The sequence below is a fragment of the Paenibacillus sp. SN-8-1 genome, from assembly GCF_050995535.1.
Lineage (GTDB): Bacteria > Bacillota > Bacilli > Paenibacillales > Paenibacillaceae > Fontibacillus.
In genome coordinates this window covers 993,921-1,015,343 of record NZ_CP194782.1, presented here as the reverse complement: position 1 = coordinate 1,015,343, position 21,423 = coordinate 993,921, and the positions used below count along the sequence as shown (strand labels likewise).

Below are 21,423 nucleotides of genomic sequence, written 5' to 3'. Positions count from 1 at the left end.
CCTTAGACACCATTCCCCCACGCGCTGTCTCATCCCACAATACTTGTATGTATCAAAATCGGAAGGAGCTGCTCCCATGCCTAAAGCCATCCGCGGCACGATCACTGTTGAAGGATATGAGGTGCCTATATCCAATCCGGGCAAGCTGCTCTGGCCCCAAGCCGGGATAACGAAGCGAGATTACCTGGCGAAGCTTGCTGAGCTCTCTCCCTACCTGCTTAACTACTGCAGGAACCGTCTTCTAACCACCATTCGTTATCCAGGTGGCGTTGACGGGCCTTTCTTTTACCAAAAGAATGCCCCCGAGCCTCTGCCCGAGTACGTTCAAACCGTTCTTCACGAGAACATCAACTATATCGTCCTGGATAATCTCCCGACACTGCTATGGCTGGGCAATCTTGCCTCCATTGAGTTTCACCCTTCGCTGCACTATGTCGATGAATCCCTGCCCTGCGAGTGGATGATTGATCTCGATCCTACACTGGAGGATGATCCGCGAATTATGGAAGCTGCCGCCCATGTGGGGGATATTCTCACCTCACTCGGCCTCAATTCCGTTCCTAAGACCTCGGGGGCGACCGGGGTACAGATTATTGTTCCTACCGAGTATGGTGTAACCTTCGACGAGCTAAGAACGATCGGACATTTCATTGCCAGATTCGTCACGGAACGCTTTCCTGACCTGTTCACCATAGAACGGCTGAAAAAGGACCGCGGGGATAAAATATATTTCGATTATCTCCAGCATTATAACGGCAAAACTCTTGCAGCGCCTTATACACCGCGTGCCAAGGCTGCCGCGAGCGTGTCCACCCCATTAACCTGGGATGAAGTGAGGCAGAATCCGCATCCCTCCGAGTTCAACCTGCTTAATATCTCCGAGCGCTTACAGCAAAAAGGCGACCTGCTTCAAGCAGTGCCGCCCCAATCTGTTGATTTGATTCTCAAACATTTAAAAAGCTCGGCCACAAAATAGTTCACTGCCCGAATTAGAGCAGAAGAGCAGACAAGGTTATAATAGTGGAGACAGCATCCGTGTAAGCATTTCAGCCCCCTTCTGAAGCCGCGGTCTCTTGGAGAACTCCCGAAGAGCTATGGGACGGCAGTGAGTGAGGTCCACCTCGAAGTCATTCAGCAATCTCCGAATTGGCGCCTGATCGAACAGTACCGCTGTCATTTCGAAGTTATAGAAGAAGCTGCGCATATCCATATTAGCCGTTCCAACCGTAGCCAGCAGATCATCAATAATCATCACTTTGGCGTGGATGAATCCCTTGGTATATTGATAGAATTTGACTCCGGCATGCAGAAGCTCTTCTACATAGGACAGTGAGGCCAGATGGACCAGCTTACTATCAGAACGATATGGAATAATGATCTTCACCTCAACCCCGCTGACGGCGGCGGTCTTCAGCGCAGTATATACACTTGGGTCCGGAATGAAATAGGGGCTTGTGATCCACACCCGCTTCTTGGCTACAGCAATCGCCTCAAAGCACATCTCCTGAATCGCATCCCAATGCTGATCCGGTCCACTGGTCAGAATCTGAACCTGTTCATTCCCGGTACAGTGATGCTCCGGGAAGAAGGATGGATCTGAGATCCGCTCACCCGAAGCCAGCCTCCAGTCGGCCAGGAACGTATTTTGCAAGAAGTAGATCGAATCACCTTCAATTTGCAGATGGGTATCCCTCCATTCTCCAAGCTTTGGGTACAGACCGAGGTAATCCTCGCCGACATTAATTCCTCCCAGAAATCCGATAGTCCCGTCGATGACTACAATTTTGCGGTGGTTCCTGTAATTCACCCGTCTGTCTATCGTAGCAATGAGCGGTGGCAGGAAGAAATAGAACTCGATCCCCGCCTCCTTTAATTCGTTAATGAACTCATTCTTCAGGTAATAGCTTCCCAGTCCGTCGCAGATCATGCGGATCTTAACGCCTTCCTTGGCCTTTCGGATCATGACCTCCTTAAATCTCTTCCCGACCTCATCACTTCTAAATATGTAGTATTCAATATGAATATGATCCTTGGCCTTCTCCATCTCACTAAGGATCGCATCATAGGTATCTTCCCCGTTTGTAAGTACCTTTGTCCGGTTACATCCGGTAATTGGACTTTCTGACAAATGAGTTAATAGATTAAATAATCTCTCTTGATGATGGAACTCGGGATTTTGCATTTCCTGGACAACTTCAACAATCTTAGCCTGCTGCCAAATCCGGCCCTTCATCTCTTGAAACAGTCTGGTTCCTCTTCGCCGGAGGCTCTTCCGCTTCTTATAATCCTGAGCCACGAAATAATAAAGCACGAAGCCAATAATCGGGAAGCAGAACAGAATGAAGAGCCAGGCAACCGTCTTGGAAGGATTGCGGAACTCAAGAATAAGTATTGTAGCGCTTTGGAATATAAAAGCTATAAGCGCAAAAACCAGCCAAAGCATGGTTGTCCCCCTTCTATCTCTAAATATGAATTCTTTGAACTTATGTACCACTCAGCATTAACCATATTCATGTGTAATACTCCTTACACCCATCTACAACTATCAAGAGAGTTAAATCTGGCTATTTAAGCATGTTATGAGAGAGCGGCGAATACATAAATTATAGAAGTAATGCTGGGTGAATTAAAGAAAAATATCAAATTTCAGTTTTAATGAAAGGAGATGCCATGAGAAATGCAGCGTTATCCCGCAAAATGACCCTCCTTGTACTTCAGGATGCCAACCATTCCGTAAGGCAAATCCAAGTATCCAAACCTTTGGTCATTGCCGTCCCGCTTGCCGCCCTGCTCTCGATATCCGGGTTAATTGTAAGCCTTCAAGCCTATTCCGGCCACACCGTAGCAAGTCTGGAACAAGAGCTTCAGAGCAATAATATGCAGCTTGAGGCTATTGTTACCGACAAGGATGAGGCGATCAAACGTCTGCAAGCTCAGATTATTACTCTCTCAGCCGAATCGAAGAGTATGAAGAATAAAGTTCAGAAGGTCTCCGAGATGGAGAAGGAGCTTCAGCAAATTATTAGTAAGTTTGGTACGAGCAAGGCCCTCTCATCTTCAAGTACACCGGAAGATACTGCACAAGTTGGAGGCGAATTCATTGCCGTACATGATGTGAACACGGCGAGCAGGCTGGCCTATGATACCCAGGATGATTTTGCCGAGATGTCCGAACTAATCAACACTATGCTAAACAAGGTCCCCGGCATGGTTGATCAAGCCGAGCATATTGAGCAATCTCTGTCTGGCACACCTTCACTTTGGCCAACCCTCTCCCGAAGTATAACCTCAAGCTTTGGTTACCGTTCTGATCCTTTTACGAAAAAATCAGCTTTTCATGCCGGTGTGGATATTTCCGGGGAAATAGGAGATCCGATCTACTCTGCCGCCGCGGGCACAGTACTTCAGGCGGATCATTCACCTGCACGGGGCAACTTTATTATTATTAAGCATCCTAACGGACTACAGACCTGGTACATGCATTTAAGCCAAATCAGTGTAAGCGTTAATGACAAGGTAACTAAGGGAGAAGTGATCGGAAGACTTGGCACAACCGGACGGAGTACGGGTCCCCATCTTCATTTCCAGGTGCTGAAGCAGAATCAACCGATTGATCCACTCCCCTATCTAACTCAAGATTAGTAATTAAATAACCCTTAAGAATGGAGGATAATCATGTTCAAAGACAACAAACGTACAGGAAAAGGATCGGACACCTTAATCGGGATCGGCAGTGATATCCAGGGCAAGCTGCGCTGTGAAGCCAACCTCAGACTCGAGGGCAAATTTCACGGGGAAATTGAGACAACAGGAGAAATTGTGATTGGTGAGTCAGGCGAAGCCCATTCTACCATTAGAGGGAATGAAATTATCGTAGCGGGAAAAGTGTTTGGTGACATTATTACCGAAGGCAAATTAACCATTACGGCGAGCGGCCAAGTAGACGGCAATGTATCGGCACATACACTGGTCATCTTGGACGGGGGAATTCTAAATGGGATCAGCATTATGGAGCGGCCTGCAGCCAGCGCGGTTGCTTCCCCTGTCCCAGCGGGCCCATCCAAGAATGTTCCTCAGCCCGAAGCCGGCTAAGCAAGCCTCTCCAGAATCATTTCACCCTGTGTCTAAGACAGTAACAGAGTATGTTGTCTATCTCTCATGAATGGTCAAGGGACACACTCTCCGAGAAGAATGTGTCCCTTTCTTGCCCTCGAACAGGCAGGATCAAATTATGGTTGACCCTAGCCTTACTCTTCGATGAGCTGCTTCTCAATCGGAACGAACGCACGAAGCACCTGGACGCTGGCCCTATAAGTTTGGCCTTTGTATACAGCGTTGATATAGGTAATACCTGCACGGTGTCCAATTATGTTGCCTTCCTTATCATACTCCGCGATCTCTGGATTCTCACTGTAAAAAGTCGCAACTTTCGTTACATTATGCAGAGATCCGTCAGTGTCCTTGAGGTAAGCGACCGTATCTATTGAAGTTCCCACTGAAATGGAATATTCATCTGAATCAAGATAGAAGCTTCCGGATACAGACGGTTCGGTCTTTGGCTCCAGTACTCTCGTTAACGTTGCCTTCTGCTGGCTGGAATACCCTGTTACACTGGAGAGTACGAAGCCTCCCTCATTTGTGTATATTCCTTTTCCAAGAGCATAACTATCTGCTCCACCAAAAGTTAAATTGTCTATCAGCCCGCCAGACTTGTCCAAAGTCAGAATGACATGTTGATATTTCCGCTTAATAGAGCTTTCAGTCGCATCGTAGATCCCGCCAATTAGAGCATAACCCTGCTCTGTACGGACAACTTGCCCGAGGGAAGTCTCCTTCGATAATTGATCGTACGTCTTCTCCCAAATGACCTTGCCCCTCAGATCTGTCTGGGTCAATATAGGAGTAGTACTCTTTCCATCCCACTTTCTCTGTAAAATTAAATATCCTTGGTCAGGATCTCCGGACGGTATCACAGAATCCACTCTCATGGCCCCATCTGCCCGCTTATAAAATTCCTCCCACACCTTCTCACCCTGCTCATTAAGCTTGAGAATGACAGAGAAGTCTTCTGGACCTGAGCTGTATTCATCAATATTCACATTACCTACAGCTACATATCCCCCATCCCGGGCAGGAATGATATCACTGAAATACTGATCCCCGCTAAAGTTATAATATTTCATCCATAGCTTCCGTCCCTGAGCATCTGTCTTCAAGACGTAGGCATCAGCTCCAGTCGCATAACCCGCCGAGAATCCAGTCGTTACAAACCCTCCATCGGATGTCTCCAAGACCGCTTGCCCAGATTGGAAATAGTACCCTTCATACGCATTCTTCCATTCCACCTCACCCCGAGGGCTGAGTTTAATCAGAAATACACAGGTCTGCCGATCTATATCAGTAGATCCGGTCACGATATAACCCCCATCCCGGGTTTGTACCGCTTTATACGCTGTGCTTGACTCCGACTCATGGTTAGCATAAGTGACCTTTTGCTCCCATTCGAGCTTCCCCGCCGCGTCTGTCTTCACAATATAGGCCTTCTTGATCGAATCCGGATAAGGAGTGGAGTAATCGATCTCTGTGATCTCCCCAGCCATTACATACCCTCCGTCTGAAGTGGGGCTTACTGATTTAGCTGTGGAATTCTCTCCGTACTTTTGAGACCATTCCATAATCGGCTGAGTGTCCGAATGAACTTCGGAAGCCGCATAGCTCTTCTCTGACCCCAATCCGAAGATGATGATAGCGCATGCCAGTAGACTTGTAATCTTACGCTGCATGGTACTGAACAAGGACATATCCCCTCTCAAAGTAAGTTGCCGAGAAAATACAACATTCTCCCGTATACCCCAATTATTGGGTATCCCTTATGATTTGGATATCGGACCTGCCACTTATATTGTCAGGACATTTGGAATCAGAATTTGTGAGTTGGGACCATGAATTGCAACTTTGGTTGGAACTATTTATCGGGAACCTTATTCAGGTGACTTTCTTCAGGTGACTTTCTTCAGGTGACTTTAGCTTGGAGATTGAAGTTAGTTCTGTATGGATCAGTATACATACAAAAGACTCCGGCACAAGAAGCACCAGAGTCTTATCAATTCAACAAACTATTATCCTTATTAAGCCGCAACGTCTCTTCTTTTAAATACCAGCCATGCGATCACAAGAAAAATCACAACATAAACAGCCAATACCGTAGCCGAGAAGCCGAGGCTCATCCCGCTAGGTGCAGTTATTCCTGCAGATGCCCACATATCATACTGTGACAAATCCATATTATTGAAGATCAGGTATTTAGCCCAGGCGTATTTCACCGGATTCAGAATGGCTCCCAATATACCGCCTGCCAGCAAGAGAAACATAGACAACCCGATCGCGAGCCCACTCGTACGGAATACGGTCGAGATCATAAATGCAAAGATACTAATTACGAGCAGATCTACAAATTTATAGAATATCATCAGGCTAAAATGACCAAAATTTGATTGTTCCATATTCGTGGCTGTAGGCCCAGAAGAAAACAAAATCTGAGAAATCGCTATCGTTACAATCATAAAGAGAATGCTTATTCCAATGGCGAACAATAGAACGGCAAGCAGCTTCGATAGAAGCACCTTGCTTCTTGTCCAAGGCCTGATAAGCAGCAGCTTAATCGTCCCCCACGTGAATTCTGAGGCCACAATATCGGCGGCGATAACAACCGAGAAGATCGATACAAGAAAATAGATGAAGGACAGATTAGATGCAGCACTCCAGGCTTCCGTATGAGGACCAAATCTGTTCTCATTAATTGCAATTATGGATGCGAATAATATAGGCAGCAGCACAACCAAAGCAAGCATGATCCATGTGCGCAGCCGCCGATAAATTTTCATATTCTCATTCTGTACCAAAGATAGAAAATTACCCAATTTGTCCGCCTCCCGTCATTTCCAAGAATTGATCCTCAAGCGATCTTGTCAGAACCTGAATGCCATAGACCTTAATTCCCGCCGCTACCAAGCGGCTGTTAAGATCCGCAATCTGCTCCCGGTTAACTGTGACGATCAGACGGCCCTCTTCCAGTCGGCCAGTTCCAACGAGCTCAAGCGCCCGCTCCGGTTCGCTAACCTCAAAGCCAGTCTCCGCATACTGCCCTTCCAAATCCTCGGCCTTAAGCGAACGAACGTCAATCAATTTGCCGCTCTGAATAATGGCCACCGTATCACACATAAGCTCCATCTCCGACAGCAAATGGCTGGAGACAAATACGGTTGTCCCTTCTTCTCTTGACAGTACCCGCAAATAGTCACGGAGCTCACGAATACCCTGTGGATCAAGACCGTTCGTAGGTTCATCCAGAATCAGAAGCTTTGGACGCTGCAGGATGGCCTGGGCCACACCCAGACGCTGGCGCATTCCGAGTGAGTATGTCTTCACTTTATCATGAATCCGATTCTCAAGACCGACCAAAGCTACCGCTTCATTAATACGCTCTTTGCTAACTCCAGACATCCTTGCATAGTGAACCATGTTTTGATATCCGGTCAGGAATTTGTACATTTCCGGATTCTCCACAATCGCTCCGATATGAGCAATCGCCTTCTCGAAATCCGTCCTAATACTCGACCCGCTGATCACAATATCCCCTTCAGTAATCGACATCAGTCCAACCATCATACGTATGGTCGTGGTCTTCCCTGATCCGTTAGGGCCCAGGAAGCCAAATACCTGACCCGCTGGAATATCGAGCGTAAGACGATCAATGATGGTCTTGGAACCAATCTTCTTCGTCACATTCGATAAGCGGACAACAGGTTCTTGAAACATAAAAATTCACTCTCCTTATGTACCCGGTCCGGGTATGCCGGACGGTAATTTCTTGATTTTACCATACTTAATAATAACGCATGAAAATCAATTCAGTTGCGTTTTCTCTATGTTCATGAAATCCTCCAGTGCTTCCTTCCAGTCTCTCAGCGGACTGAACCCGTTCAGGCGAAGCGCCCTCTGCATCAGCACCGAGTAGGCTGGACGAGGCGCGGGACGGGGGAACTCCTTGGTAGATACGGGAATAATGGCTGTCTTAAGACCGGCAAATTCAATGATCGCACATGCAAAATCATACCAGGAGCATGAACCGGCTCCAGATATATGATAAGTTCCGTATTTCGAGGAGGAAGCAAGCTCTTCAAGCTTCTGAGCCAAATCCCGGGTATAAGTGGGACAACCGATTTGATCATTCACTACAGAGATACTCTCCTGCTTGCTGGCAAGCTCCAGTATCGTTCTTACAAAATTGCTTCCATGGCGCCCATATACCCATGATGTGCGAACAATGAAGAACTGGGAATGAAGCTCTCTGACGAACTTCTCCCCCTCCAATTTGGATTGACCGTAAATGTTCATGGGCTTGGTGGGGTGGAACTCATCAAATGGCTCCTGGTCAGCTCCTCCATTAAATACATAATCGGTGCTGATATAGACCAGCTTGGCATGGATACTTTCGGCAGCCGCAGCAATGTTGCGTGTTCCATAGGTATTCACCTGATAAGCCACATCCGGCTCGCTCTCCGCCCGGTCTACGTTAGTGTAGGCCGCGGCATGTATAACCATATCCGGCTTCAGGCGCCGCAGCACCTGAAAGCACTGTTCCGTGTCTGTAATATCAAGCTCCCTTTGGCCCAGACCATGTACTTCGTATCCTAGACCGCGAAAAACATCCATCAATTCCCGCCCCAATTGGCCCTCGGCGCCTGTGAGTATCACGCTGCTCTTCCGCTCGTGAGTCTGAGTCATTATCTCACTCATAACACCTATTCATCCCCTTCGCATTAGCCCATTTATTCAATCAGAAATCAAATTCGGCTTTGGCCATTACCGGATGAACCTTATCCTTCTCCGATAAAATAAGCTTGGTTCCAGGCCAAGGAATGGCCAGCGCCGGATCGCTCCAGAGAATCCCGCGGTCATGTTCCTTGGAATAGACCTCATCCACCTTATATAACACTTCCGTATGAGGGACTAGTGTACAGAATCCATGAGCAAATCCACGGGGAATCAGAACCTGTCTGAAGTTCCGTGATGTCAAGATGACCTCCCCCCACTTACCGAAGGTAGGTGAATCCTTACGAAGATCTACGAATACATCGTATATGGCTCCTGATAGAACACGGACCAGCTTCGTCTGCGCCTTTGGCTGAAGCTGATAATGCAGCCCTCTCAGCGTACCTGCTGACGCCGAATAGGAATGATTATCCTGGATGAAATCATGGGTGATTCCAAGCTTCGCGAAGGCTTCCTGGTTATAGCTCTCTGTGAAAAAGCCCCTCTCATCCTCGAACACATCGGTTTCAATAATCACCGCTCCCGGCAGCTTTGTGTCTATGACACGCATACCTGATACCCCCTAACAATAGACTGCCTCAAAAGCAGCCCTTGTTCACAGCATATGCTGCTTATTTGCAGTATGGCACGGTACGAGCTTAACCTACCTTCTAGTCACAACCCCGACTTAGGTGTCCTTCTGTGTTGCTTATTCCTGCCTGCTGCCTGCTGAAAGGAAAATCTAATTGGACGACAGTTGAACTATTCACTTTTGTACATACAATCCTAACTTCCGGGAATGCTTGGACCTTCGTCCTCTGCCCCTCTCCATCTTTTTGCTCCATCCCGCTTGGTACAGCATCTTAAACACATGGCGACCGGCGTTCGCTTATGCAGTCCAAGCTTCTCCTCTGAAACGCCTCACCGGAGGGCCTTTTCTCCAAGTTCGCTTCACCAGTAACACAGATATACACAAAAAAACCTGCAAGTCCAGCATTCTGGACTTACAGGTCTTAGATTTAGTGATTAGTTGCCAGCACGGGCAAGCTCACGCATATTAGCTTCAAATGCGGCAAGCAGAGCTGCTTCGCCTTGAAGGCCTTGATCTTGAACTTTGCGGATCTGCTGCAGCATCCGCTTGTAATCCTTCGGAATAACCCGCACGAAGGAAGCCAGTGACTCATTCCAATTATCCAGTACCTTGCGGCCCACAGCGCTCTCTGTGTACTCCACATGGCGGCTGATCAAGGAACGAAGCTCTTCCGCCTCTTCCGCCTCCTCGACACGCTCAAGCAGTACCATTTCCAGGTTGCAGCGGTCAAGGAAGGTACCTTCCGGATCATATACATAAGCAATACCGCCGGACATCCCGGCTGCGAAGTTGCGCCCTGTTCCGCCAAGGACAACCACACGTCCACCCGTCATGTATTCACATCCGTGGTCGCCTACACCCTCAACCACAACATTCGCGCCCGAGTTACGAACCGCGAAACGCTCACCCGCGATACCGCGGACATAAGCTTCCCCGCTTGTCGCTCCATAGAAGGCCGTGTTGCCGGCGATAATATTCTCTTCGGCAACGAAGGTAGCTTTCGGTGACGGTCTCACCGCCAGCTTACCGCCTGACAGGCCTTTACCAATGTAGTCATTGGCATCGCCCTCAATCGTCAGCGTCATGCCCTTCGGCACGAACGCTCCAAAGCTTTGACCCGCCGATCCGACAAAATGGAAGCGGATCGTATCTTCCGGCAGACCCGCTGCTCCGTATAAGCGGGTCACCTCACTACCGAGGATCGTTCCCGTAGCGCGATCCACGTTCGTGATCGGCAGCTCGGCATGAACGCGCTCGCCGCGCTCAAGAGCAGGCGCTGCAAGCTCAAGCAGCTTTGTCATATCGAGCGTTTTCTCAAGGCCATGATTCTGCAGCTGGGTGTTGTAGCGATCTGCACCCTCGTGAAGTGAAGGAACATGAAGCAGCGGGCTCAGGTCTATACCGCTCTTCTTCCAGTGATTAATCGCATTGCTGGTCTCCAGGCAATCGGTGCGGCCAACCATTTCATTAATGGTGCGGAAGCCGAGCTCAGCCATCCACTCACGCATATCCTCAGCAACGAAAGTCATAAAGTTAGCCACATGCTGTGGATCCCCTGTGAAATTCTTGCGAAGCTCCGGATTCTGAGTCGCTACACCAACCGGACAAGTATCCATATGGCATACGCGCATCATGATACAGCCAACCGCGATAAGCGGAGCTGTAGAGAAGCCGTACTCTTCTGCACCAAGCAGCGCGGCAACAGCCAGGTCGCGACCGTTGAGCATTTTACCGTCTGTCTCAAGGACAACACGGTCACGCAGATTGTTCATGATCAGCGTCTGGTGTGTCTCAGCCAGACCCAGCTCCCAAGGCAGACCCGCATGACGGATTGAGCCTTGCGGTGATGCTCCTGTTCCGCCGTCATAACCGCTGACAAGAATGACATCCGCACGTCCTTTGGCTACCCCGGCTGCAATTGTGCCTACGCCAGCCTCAGATACCAGCTTCACGTTGATACGAGCACGAGGGTTGGAGTTCTTCAAGTCGTAGATTAGCTCCGCCAAATCCTCAATCGAATAAATATCGTGATGCGGAGGCGGCGAGATCAGGCCAACACCCGGAGTTGAACCGCGGACTTCAGCTACCCAAGGATATACCTTACGGCCTGGAAGCTGTCCACCTTCACCCGGCTTCGCACCCTGCGCCATTTTGATCTGGATTTCATCTGCATTGACCAGGTAGTGAGAAGTAACCCCGAAGCGTCCGGAGGCTACCTGCTTAATGGCACTGCGGCGTGAATCACCATTCGCATCCGGAATGAAGCGGGCTGGATCTTCCCCGCCCTCACCAGTATTGCTCTTGCCGCCTACGCGGTTCATACCAATCGCGATAGACTCATGAGCTTCTTTACTGATAGAACCGAAGGACATTGCACCGGTCTTGAACCGTTTCATAATCGAAGCTGCGGATTCAACTTCTTCAAGTGGGACCTTAGGTCCTGCAGGCTTCAGATTAAGCAGGGAACGAAGCGTCAAATGGTTCTCATTCTCTCCCTGAACAAGCGCAGCATATTTCTTGTATATTCCATAGTCTCCAGTACGAACCGCCTGCTGAAGCAGATGGATCGTCTGTGGATTGAACATGTGTTCTTCCGAGTTCGCACGCCATGCGTACTCACCGCCCGAATCCAGCACGTTATCGTTGCCGTCCTTCTCATTGAAAGCCCGGTAATGCTGAGCGATTGTCTCTTGAGCTACCTCCTCAAGACCAATCCCCCCAATACGTGAAGGCGTCCATGTGAAGTAACGATCTACGAATTCCTGATTAAGGCCAACAGCCTCAAAGATTTGAGCTCCGCGATAGGATTGAATCGTAGAGATCCCCATCTTGGACAGAGTCTTAACAACCCCTTTGGTAGCAGCTTTAATGAAGTTCTTCACAGCCTTCTCACGGGATACCCCGCGAAGCATACCTTGAGAGATCATATCATCCAAAGTCTCGAAGGCCAGATAAGGATTCACCGCACTTACCCCATAACCGAGCAGCAGTGCGAAATGATGAACTTCACGAGGCTCACCGGACTCAAGAAGGATACTTACCTTAGTACGGGTCTCCTTACGAATCAAGTAGTGGTGCAAGCTTGATACAGCAAGCAGTGAAGGAATAGCTGCATTCTCTTCATTGACACCACGGTCGGACAGAATAAGGATATTATGGCCCTTCTCAATTACACGATCAGCCGCACTGCAAAGCGTATCAATGGCTTTACGAAGTCCCTCTGCTCCCTCAGCAACCGGGAACAAGGTCGGGATCGTCATAGATTTGAAGCCTGGACGGTGAACGTGACGCAGCTTCGCGAAATCCTCATTCGATAGAATAGGAGATTCAAGGCGAATATGACGACAGCTTTCCGGTTCCGGATTAAGCAGGTTGCGCTCAGGACCGATTGTGGTCAGCGTGGACGTTACCAGTTCTTCACGAATCGCATCAATCGGCGGGTTCGTAACTTGGGCGAACATCTGCTTGAAGTAGCTGAACAGACGCTGAGGCTGGTCAGACAATACAGCAATTGGAGCATCATAACCCATTGAAGCAATTGCTTCTTGTCCTGTGGAAGCCATCGGTTCAAGAACTTTACGAAGTTCCTCGTAAGTGTAACCGAAGGACAACTGCTGCTTGGTTACATTATCATGTCCCTGCTCAGGCAGTTCAGGAGAGTCAGGGAGGTCATCAAGATGAATAAGGTGCTCATCTAACCATTCGCGGTAAGGATTCTCAGCCGCGATGGAAGCCTTCACTTCCTCATCCGAGATAATCCGGCCTTCTTTGGTATCTACCAGCAGCATCCGGCCTGGACGCAGACGGTCTTTGTATAGAACGTTCTCCGGAGCGATATCCAGGACACCTGCTTCGGAAGACAATACGATCAAATCATCTTTGGTTACATAGTAACGTGAAGGGCGAAGTCCGTTACGGTCAAGAATCGCACCGATCTGAATACCATCTGTGAAGCCCATTGCGGCCGGGCCATCCCATGGTTCCATCAGGGAACTGTGGTATTCATAGAAAGCTTTCTTGCTGTCGTCCATGCTTTCATGGTTATTCCAAGGCTCTGGCACCATCATCATGGCTACGTGCGGCAGAGATCGTCCGCTCAAATACAAGAATTCAAAGGTATTATCGAACATACCGGTATCGGACCCATCCGGGTTAATGACCGGCTTCACCTTCGCCAAATCTTCTCCAAACACTTCACTTTGGAACAGGGACTGACGGGCATGCATCCAGTTCACATTTCCGCGAAGCGTATTGATCTCACCATTGTGAATCATGAAGCGGTATGGATGCGCGCGTTCCCAGCTCGGGAATGTATTCGTACTAAAACGGGAGTGAACTAAAGCAATAGCAGACTCAAGCTGTTCATTCTGCAGATCCAGATAGAACTCGCCCACCTGCTCAGTTGTGAGCATTCCTTTGTACACCACTTTACGGCATGAAAGACTCGGCATGTAAAAGGCATCGCCCTGCTCAGCTCCACCATAACGGATGGCAAGCTCAGCGCGGCGGCGAATGACGTAAAGTTTGCGTTCAAAGCTCAGGTCATCCTTAATATCCGCGCTGCGGCTGATAAAAGCCTGACGGACATAAGGTTTAGCTTCCTTGGCTGATTTGCCAAGCATCTCATCGTTCGTTGGCACGGTACGGAATCCAAGAAGCTGCTGTCCTTCTTCTTCGACAATTTCCTTGAATTTCGCTTCCTGAAGACTGCGGACCTCCTCATCATGAGGCAGGAAAATCATACCGACACCATACTGGCCTGGTTCCGGAAGACGGAAACCCAGCTTCTCGGCTTCAAGCGCGAAGAAACGGTGCGGAAGTTGAATCATGATCCCTGCTCCATCGCCGGAGTTGGGCTCACTGCCTTGGCCGCCGCGGTGCTCCATATTAGTAAGCATAGTCAGCGCCTGGCTGACAATATCGTGAGACGGCCGTCCTTTGATATGAGCAACAAAGCCCATACCGCAGGCATCTTTTTCAAAAGCCGGGTCATATAAACCTTGCTTTGCCGGAATATCCGTATGTTTCATATAACATGCAACCTTTCTGTTCGTAAAATAGCTCGTTCCAATCAATTTATACGCAAAACGGCAGGTTTCCAATAGACTTTTGAACACTTTATTTGCATAAATCCTCTGATAGATGGATCATAGCTACTAAATTCTCAGCTGCAATGCAAAATTAGACAGAAATCACATTCGTATTATTGTTCTAGATATTGTAGCATCCCGTTTCCTATGTGGGAAATCTAATCTTTTTATGATGGCGATAAGAATTTTTATGTAACGATCCCTTGGCATTTATACTCTAATAGCAAAAGGCGCCCCTTTGCAGGGACGCCTGTCTATACTTCTATTTAAGCTAATGGAGTAACGATTTCTTCCTGATTCATATCCGTCGATTTAGGTGTTCTCAGCAGGAAGTAGGCCAAGGTAATTAACACAAAGACAATTCCGTACACAAGCAGAAGTGCGAATTGATGCCACATCACGCTGTAGTCCCCGCTTGAGATTACCGTTTTGAACCCTGCCACGGAGTGGGACATAGGCAGCCAAGGGTTGATCGGCTTCATCCATTCCGGAAGCAGTTCGAGCGGGAATGTACCTGCACTGGTTGTCAGCTGGAGTACCATGAGAATCACCGCCAGGAAGCGGCCTGGTTGATCCAGCCAGGTCACAATGGCCTGAATGATCATCATGAAGGCAAAGCTTGTTGCGAACGTGAACAGGTAGAAGAGCGGCAGGCTCTGCACCTTAAGTCCAACGAGCACCAGTACAAGTGTAGCCACAACAATAGACTGGAACAGGCTCATGAGCAGGAATGTGAACGTGCGGCTGAAGAAACGCTGCAAGCCGGACGCATCCTCTACGGTGGTTCCTCTCATGGAGATAATAATAGTAGAAAGAAGCGCACCTACAAATAGACTGATCGACAGGAAGTACGGTGCAATACCTGTTCCGTAATTGCTGATCTTCTTGGATGTGTCCTCATGGACTTCTACAGGCTGGGCATACATAGTAACCCGCTCGTCTGTTCCCTTCACATCCGAAGTTTTGTCTGCCGCCTCATTCAGCTTATCCGCAAGCTTGCCGGAGCCGCTAACGAGGTCGCCCATTCCGTTCTTAAGTTCACCCGCACCCTCATCCAGCTTCACGGAACCACTGGCAATCGTGCTGACACCGCCGACGAGCTTATGAATTCCTTCTACCAGTGAGCTTGTGCCGGTAGATAGCTGCTGGGCACCAGATGCAAGCTTATGGCTGCCTGCCGCCGCTTCGGACAGCTTGCTGCCGAACTGCTGCATACCGCCGGTAAGCTTCGGTCCAGCCGCCTGGAGCTTAGATGCTCCATCCACCAGCTTCTGGTTCCCTTCAAGCAGCGCATCACTGCCGGTTACGAGCTGCTTGTTCCCTTGGACCAGCTGGTCGCTGCCATCAGACAGCTGCTTACTGCCAGCTGCCAGCTGGTTACTGCCCTCGGCAAGCTGCTTCTGCCCTGCTGCTACCTGCTCGCTGCCTTGGGCTACTGCCTGGCTTGCCGCGAGCAATTTTTGAACAGAAGGGTCTTTGGCGAGAGCTGGGTTGGCCTTAACCAGTTGATCCAGACCCTGAGCAACGCCTTTGGCGCCCTCAGCTACCTTAGCGCTGCCATCGACTGAAGATTGCAGTCCTTGGTTCAGCTTCGTGCTTCCGTCTACTGCAGAATGGAGCCCCGCCTGCAGCTTGGTAGTTCCCTCAAGCGAGTCATGAAGACCCTGATTTAGCTTCTTATTTCCTTCAAGGGAAGTTTGAAGGCCGCCTGATAACTGCGTGGCACCGGCCACAGCCTGCTCTGTCCCACTTTGAAGCTGCTTATGGGCAGCGCTAAGCTGATCAAGGCCGCTTGCTAATGAGGAAGCTCCTTTATTCAGCTCAGAGGCCCCGCTTTGAAGCTTGCCAGCGCCATTTGCCAGAGGAACAATACCGGCCTCAAGCTCAGAAGTACCGTTAACCAGCTTACCCAGATTCTCCTTCAGCTTGGCCGCACCGTCCTGCAGCTTTCCGGCACCTGTGTGGATGTCGCCGGCACCGTTGCCTGCCTCAGTAAGACCCGATGATATTTCCGAGACTTTATCGAACAAGCTGTTCGTATAGGCCTCAGTCACTTTAGCGGAGATCTTCGCTTTAAGGTCCTTGACCGCGCTGTTGCCGATTTGTCCAGCTACGAAGTTATAGTTCCCGTTCGGTTCATAGACCAGTTCAGCCGGGTCAGGATGATCGTTCATTAGCGTTGTAGCTTTTGAGGAGAAGTTCTCAGGAATCGTAATCTTCATATAATAGCGATTCTCATCCATCCCCTGCCGGGCTTCCTTCTCGGTTACGAAGTCCCATTTGAAATCCTCATTCTTCTTAAGCTCATCCACCAGATCACTGCCGATATGCAGTGATTTCCCTTCATATTCAGCGCCTTTATCCTGATTGACTACCGCAACCGGAAGTTCATCCAGGTGACCATAGGGGTCCCAGAATGCGGACAGATACATCCCACAATACAGAATAGGTACGAATATGACCGCAATGAACGATATCAGGGTCATCGGCTTCTTAACACCTGATTTAATATCCTTGAAAAACACAGATAATGCTCTCATCGCGATTTCTCTCTCCTTATAAATCTTTAACTGTTTGTACGAGCGGATAACTCTTCTCTCGTCCCCGGCCCTCTACAGCTATGCCTTCAGCCAGAAACAAATTGATATAATCCTTAATTTGGTCTTTGGTCAGAGGCTCATGCTGCTTACTCCAATCCGAAGCGAGGGCAATGTACAGCTTCACCATAACGAACGAGGCCACCTCAGGATTGACCTGACTGATCTCACCCTGTTCCATCGCACGGATGATCTGCCTTCCCAGGTAATCGATGATCACATTCTCCACGCGCTGCATGGCTTCTCTTGCCTGCGGGGTTCCAAATTCTTTGACCTCCTGAGCCAGCTTGATCAGCAGCTCATGCTCTTCCCTAAATTCAAGCACACCGTCCAGAGCATTATACAGATTGTCAAAAAACGATTTGTCCTGGGCAACCTGCTGCTCCGTGATTCGCTTCATTTCAAGCAGCACACCTTGAAGAATGTCATCGAACAGCTCCTCTTTATTCGCGAAGAACGTATAAATCGTGCCTTTACCGACATTCGCGATTCTGGCTACCTGATCCATGGTTGTGGCCTTGTAGCCAAACAAAGAAAAGGACTTTGTTGCTGCCTCCACGATTTGTCTGCGCCGATCGATTGTAGACACCTTTTCTCTCCTTCCGCAAGAATTTTAGAACTAAATGACTAAAATTGATTTTCGGTCATACGGTCATTGTTAAATTTATCACTCTTTCATTGAATTTGCAACTTATTTTCATCGTTTTTTTATTTTGAAATTCTATCATTAATTATTCCCCGACCTTGGTCCAGTATTTATCTGGTCCACGGCCTGTTCTCTAAAGTTGGGATTCGAAATAAACTATAGATAAGTGAACAACGTTAATATACATATGGAACAATAATTTTAATTTCCCAATATAAACAAATAGCCTCCTTAAACAAGGAGGACTAAATAAAGCAGGTGAACAAAGTGAACAGAAAAAGAGTGCTTATTCTATCTGAAGGTTTTGGAAGCGGGCATACCCAGGCTGCTTATGCCCTGGCAGCAGGTATGAAAAAAATCAACCCGGGAATACAAACCAAGGTACTGGAACTAGGTTCTTTTCTCAATCCTGTTGTGGCACCAATCATTCTGTCTGCCTATCGTAAGACTGTCGTTACAAGTCCGGCCTTAGTCGGGATGCTGTACCGCAAGCAGTATGAAAAGCCCATTAACCGTTTGACCCGGCTTGCCCTTCATAAGATATTCTATACACATACGGCTAATCTCATTAAGCAGCTTAAGCCGGATCTGATTATATGCACACATCCGATTCCAAGCGCTGTTATCTCCCGCCTTAAATCGGCTGCCGGGCTGAACGTGCCCCTCTATACCGTCATTACCGATTATGATGCCCATGCTGCGTGGATCAATCCTGAAGTTGACCGCTATCTGGTCTCTACTCCCGAGGTCCGCAGATTACTTCTCAAACGGGGCATTAAGCCCGAGGCTGTTCATGTAACCGGAATCCCTGTTCATCCGAATTTCTGGACGACCCGGAATAAGGCTTGTGTGCGCAAGGAACTGCAGCTCCGCAATATCCCCACAGTTTTGATTATGGGCGGCGGATGGGGCCTTCTGTTCAAGAAACAGGTTCTCGATTCCCTAACCTCCTGGAGAGACAAGGTTCAACTCGTCTTCTGTACAGGTACGAATGAGAAGCTGGCTTCCAAGCTACGGAATCATCCGGGCTTTGATCATCCCAATGTAGTCATTCTCGGCCATACCAAAGAAATCAGTAAATGGATGGATGCCTCAGATCTGCTGATTACAAAGCCTGGCGGAATGACTTGTACAGAAGCGCTGGCCAAGGGACTTCCTATGCTGTTTTGCGAATCCATACCAGGTCAAGAAGAGAGCAACAGGCAGTATTTCGTGACCAGTGGTTATGGTGAGACACTGGAGGCTGAAGCCATTGATCGGTGGTTCGAGCGGCTAACCAGCAGACACCGTTCTGCAGAGTCCAAATCGGCACGGCATCACACCTTCAAAATTAACTACAAGCCCGACCGTTGTGCTCATGATTTAGTGGAAATGCTCTTTGACTCTTCCTCGTCCGTGCCTTTGAGACATAGCAGTGATCCACAAGCGCTAAAGCAGTTCAGCATGTAATCAGAACATGTAAGCCGATTTATTTATAAAAAGTATGATTGCCAATTTGCTTGATCTTCTTCTGAGTACGCGCAACAGTTAAATCGCTGGCAAGCTTGATGGATAGGAAATAGTAGGTATCATCACTAACTTCCTTACGTCCATACAGGGCTTCGGTAACTGCACGAACGGTATCCTTGTTTGGCTTTACACGCTTTAAGCGTCCATTCCGAACAGGACTGAATTGATACTTCTGATATACAACTTCTGTTATGGTATTGGGGTAATTGGCTGACCGCAGCCGGTTCAGGACAACATTGGCAACTGCCACTTTGCCCTCGTACGGTTCGCCCTCTGCTTCTGCCATGACAATCTTTTGCAGGAGAAGCAGCTCTTCTTCTGAAAGCGCGTATTTCCAGGTGGATTTACTTTCATCCTCCGGGCTTAACAGCGCAGTTCGGGTGAAGAAAATTTGTTTTGGGGGGATTGTTTTGTCTAGTTTGGCAGCAGACACACTCTGCTCTTTGACTAGCTTACTCTTCTCTAGCTCTTGCTTAAATTCGTGTCCCACCATAGCAGTATGAGGCATCTTATTCCTCTGGATCACTGAGATTGAAGCTTCAAATGGACGTAAAGATTGAGCTTGCAGCATAGGAATAGTAGATTCCGCACCCAATCTAGGCATACTCATAATCCCCTGTTCCTCTATTCCTGCCGTTCTCCATAATAGACAAATGGATCCTACACATACTAGAATAGCGCCGATCAACAGCGCGACGTAACGATTTTGTTTGAATAAATCCATAGTGACCTCCTGCGTTCCGGTATATTCTCTCTATGCTATGAAGTCGTCCGAAACCTCCCGCTCTCCCCCGGGAGACGCTTCATAAGGTACATCTGTACCTGCTTACTCTATGTTATGTAACCGAATATGAGAGCTTTGAATAACGTCTCTCGTAAAAATCTGTTACAACCTGATTCTCTGGATGACTTCGTACATTGGAGCTCGTCCCATCCGCGTCCTGTAAATCACGAAGGAATCAGGACTCCACTCCCCAAACGAAATGGTTGAATCCAGCTCCGACAAGTTAAAGGCATGGTTACCCTGGAAAGACCGGGCAAGCGTGATATGGGGCTTATATGATCGCTCCTCTGGCTGAAATCCCAATTTGGACGTTGCGTTAATCACCTGCTTGTGCAGATCAGTCAGCCTGCCTGTCTGTCCATCCACTCCGGTCCAAAGTATACTGGGAGCTGCAGGTCGTCCAAATGTACCCATTCCGCGAACCGCAAGCGTGAAGGATCCGAAGCCTTCGGCAGCATTCCGAAGCTCTTCGCTAAGCTGCGACACCTTCTGTATAGGTGTATCGCCAAGAAATTGAAGCGTGATATGCAAATCCGCCGGGTGCACCCATTTCCGAAACTGAAGCTGTCCATGGTGTTCCCTAGTCCATTCACCAATTGCCTTTTGAAGTGAATCCGCAAGTGGAACAGCAATAAATAAACGCCCTACCTCTGATCGTTGGTCCATGGTAATACCTCCTGTATAAATAACTTTATCCCATATTTGGTGAAGTTTGTTATTTAGTATTCCACGCACATTTAGCCACTATAACTTAATCGGACCTAAAAAATCAAGAAAATGCCTCGGGTCTGTGAATAACCCGAGGCATTTTCTGTCAATATTTTGTAAATTTAGTTATTGAAAGTTAATCTTAGTCACGTTGGCGTGCGCGCGCTTCGCCGCCTTTACGGCCTGCTTCCTCACGGCTCATTTTACCATCACCGCTGCCGCTGTCAGAGTTCCCTCTGGCTTCGCCGCCTTTTTGACCAATTTCCTGATAAAATTCTTTATCATGATTTTTAGCTGTGGCTTCGCCGCCCTTTTGGCCGATTTCCTGATAGAATTCACTATCATGGTTTTTTGAGGTGGCTTCGCCGCCCTTTTGGCCAATCTCCTGATAGAATTCTTTATCATGATTTTTAGCTGTAGCTTCTCCACCCAGGCGTCCTGCTTCTTCACGGCTCATTTTGTTGTTGTCATTATTACGTGCCATTATGAATCACTCCTTATGGTTTTTGAAGTTGTTCAGACTGTCTTGTCTGCTACGCTATTCTATTACCCCACCTTCTAGAAGATAAACATCTTTTTAAATTTATATGGATTATATAAGTTGAACTAATTACTTAATGCTAGTCAGCCGTATGAAATGTTCCTACGATCGCTGTTGTTCTCAGACTTCTTAATTGAATTTT

At 48.3% G+C, this 21,423-nt stretch carries 16 protein-coding genes; 4 read left to right on the top strand and 12 right to left on the bottom strand.

All coding sequences use genetic code 11. The features are described 5' to 3' along the window. The first annotated feature begins 76 nt into the window (after nt 1-76). Nucleotides 77-976, top strand: a complete 900-nt coding sequence (gene ligD / locus ACRRNK_RS04740; RefSeq protein ID WP_433945657.1) for a non-homologous end-joining DNA ligase — start codon at nt 77-79, stop codon at nt 974-976. 36 nt (nt 977-1,012) lie between these two features. Here the strand turns inward: ligD and cls are convergent, their stop codons facing one another. Further along, the gene (gene cls / locus ACRRNK_RS04735; RefSeq protein WP_433945656.1) at nt 1,013-2,443 is read right to left on the bottom strand and encodes a cardiolipin synthase; all 1,431 of its coding nucleotides are present in this window, start codon (nt 2,441-2,443) and stop codon (nt 1,013-1,015) included. A gap of 227 nt (nt 2,444-2,670) precedes the next feature. On the opposite strand from cls, the gene ACRRNK_RS04730 reads away from it, so the two are divergent. Continuing rightward, a complete protein-coding gene (locus tag ACRRNK_RS04730) occupies nt 2,671-3,642 on the top strand; it encodes a M23 family metallopeptidase (RefSeq protein ID WP_433945655.1) in 972 nt (323 codons plus the stop codon). A gap of 33 nt (nt 3,643-3,675) precedes the next feature. Then, nucleotides 3,676-4,092, top strand: coding sequence for a bactofilin family protein (locus ACRRNK_RS04725; RefSeq protein ID WP_433945654.1), 417 nt, complete (start codon nt 3,676-3,678; stop codon nt 4,090-4,092). 155 nt (nt 4,093-4,247) lie between these two features. Here ACRRNK_RS04725 and ACRRNK_RS04720 read toward each other — a convergent pair whose 3' ends face one another. The 8 genes from ACRRNK_RS04720 to ACRRNK_RS04685 form a co-directional block, all read right to left on the bottom strand. Beyond that, a complete protein-coding gene (locus tag ACRRNK_RS04720; RefSeq protein ID WP_433945653.1) occupies nt 4,248-5,783 on the bottom strand; it encodes a hypothetical protein in 1,536 nt (511 codons plus the stop codon). 345 nt (nt 5,784-6,128) lie between these two features. Beyond that, nucleotides 6,129-6,920 carry an ABC transporter permease gene (locus tag ACRRNK_RS04715; protein ID WP_433945652.1) on the bottom strand — a complete coding sequence of 264 codons (792 nt, stop codon included), beginning with the start codon at nt 6,918-6,920 and terminating at the stop codon, nt 6,129-6,131. Beyond that, nucleotides 6,913-7,818: an ABC transporter ATP-binding protein gene (locus ACRRNK_RS04710; RefSeq protein ID WP_433945651.1), complete on the bottom strand. Its 906-nt coding sequence runs from the start codon at nt 7,816-7,818 to the stop codon at nt 6,913-6,915. Before ACRRNK_RS04710 ends, ACRRNK_RS04715 begins: the two co-directional genes overlap by 8 nt. Before the next feature lie 87 nt (nt 7,819-7,905). Further along, complete coding sequence (gene rfbD, locus ACRRNK_RS04705) at nt 7,906-8,799, bottom strand: dTDP-4-dehydrorhamnose reductase (RefSeq protein ID WP_433945650.1); 894 nt, start codon at nt 8,797-8,799, stop codon at nt 7,906-7,908. Between the two features lie 40 nt (nt 8,800-8,839). Continuing rightward, complete coding sequence (gene rfbC / locus ACRRNK_RS04700) at nt 8,840-9,385, bottom strand: dTDP-4-dehydrorhamnose 3,5-epimerase (protein ID WP_433945649.1); 546 nt, start codon at nt 9,383-9,385, stop codon at nt 8,840-8,842. 455 nt (nt 9,386-9,840) lie between these two features. Then, nucleotides 9,841-14,436, bottom strand: a complete 4,596-nt coding sequence (gene gltB, locus ACRRNK_RS04695; RefSeq protein WP_433945648.1) for a glutamate synthase large subunit — start codon at nt 14,434-14,436, stop codon at nt 9,841-9,843. 326 nt (nt 14,437-14,762) lie between these two features. After that, nucleotides 14,763-17,036, bottom strand: a complete 2,274-nt coding sequence (locus ACRRNK_RS04690) for a YhgE/Pip family protein (protein ID WP_433945647.1) — start codon at nt 17,034-17,036, stop codon at nt 14,763-14,765. Nucleotides 17,037-17,052: 16 nt separating this feature from the next. Further along, nucleotides 17,053-17,682, bottom strand: a complete 630-nt coding sequence (locus tag ACRRNK_RS04685) for a TetR/AcrR family transcriptional regulator (protein WP_433945646.1) — start codon at nt 17,680-17,682, stop codon at nt 17,053-17,055. Nucleotides 17,683-18,006: 324 nt separating this feature from the next. On the opposite strand from ACRRNK_RS04685, the gene ACRRNK_RS04680 reads away from it, so the two are divergent. Then, nucleotides 18,007-19,188, top strand: coding sequence for an MGDG synthase family glycosyltransferase (locus ACRRNK_RS04680; RefSeq protein ID WP_433945645.1), 1,182 nt, complete (start codon nt 18,007-18,009; stop codon nt 19,186-19,188). Between the two features lie 19 nt (nt 19,189-19,207). Here the strand turns inward: ACRRNK_RS04680 and ACRRNK_RS04675 are convergent, their stop codons facing one another. The 3 genes from ACRRNK_RS04675 to ACRRNK_RS04665 all read right to left on the bottom strand — a co-directional run bounded on the left by ACRRNK_RS04675 (nt 19,208) and on the right by ACRRNK_RS04665 (nt 21,224). Next, nucleotides 19,208-19,972 carry a cell wall hydrolase gene (locus tag ACRRNK_RS04675; protein ID WP_433945644.1) on the bottom strand — a complete coding sequence of 255 codons (765 nt, stop codon included), beginning with the start codon at nt 19,970-19,972 and terminating at the stop codon, nt 19,208-19,210. A gap of 162 nt (nt 19,973-20,134) precedes the next feature. Further along, nucleotides 20,135-20,698 (bottom strand): RNA 2',3'-cyclic phosphodiesterase, encoded by a 564-nt coding sequence (gene thpR, locus ACRRNK_RS04670; protein WP_433945643.1) that lies wholly within the window; start codon nt 20,696-20,698, stop codon nt 20,135-20,137. A gap of 184 nt (nt 20,699-20,882) precedes the next feature. Beyond that, nucleotides 20,883-21,224 carry a KGG domain-containing protein gene (locus tag ACRRNK_RS04665; protein WP_433945642.1) on the bottom strand — a complete coding sequence of 114 codons (342 nt, stop codon included), beginning with the start codon at nt 21,222-21,224 and terminating at the stop codon, nt 20,883-20,885. Between the last annotated feature and the right edge of the window lie 199 nt (nt 21,225-21,423).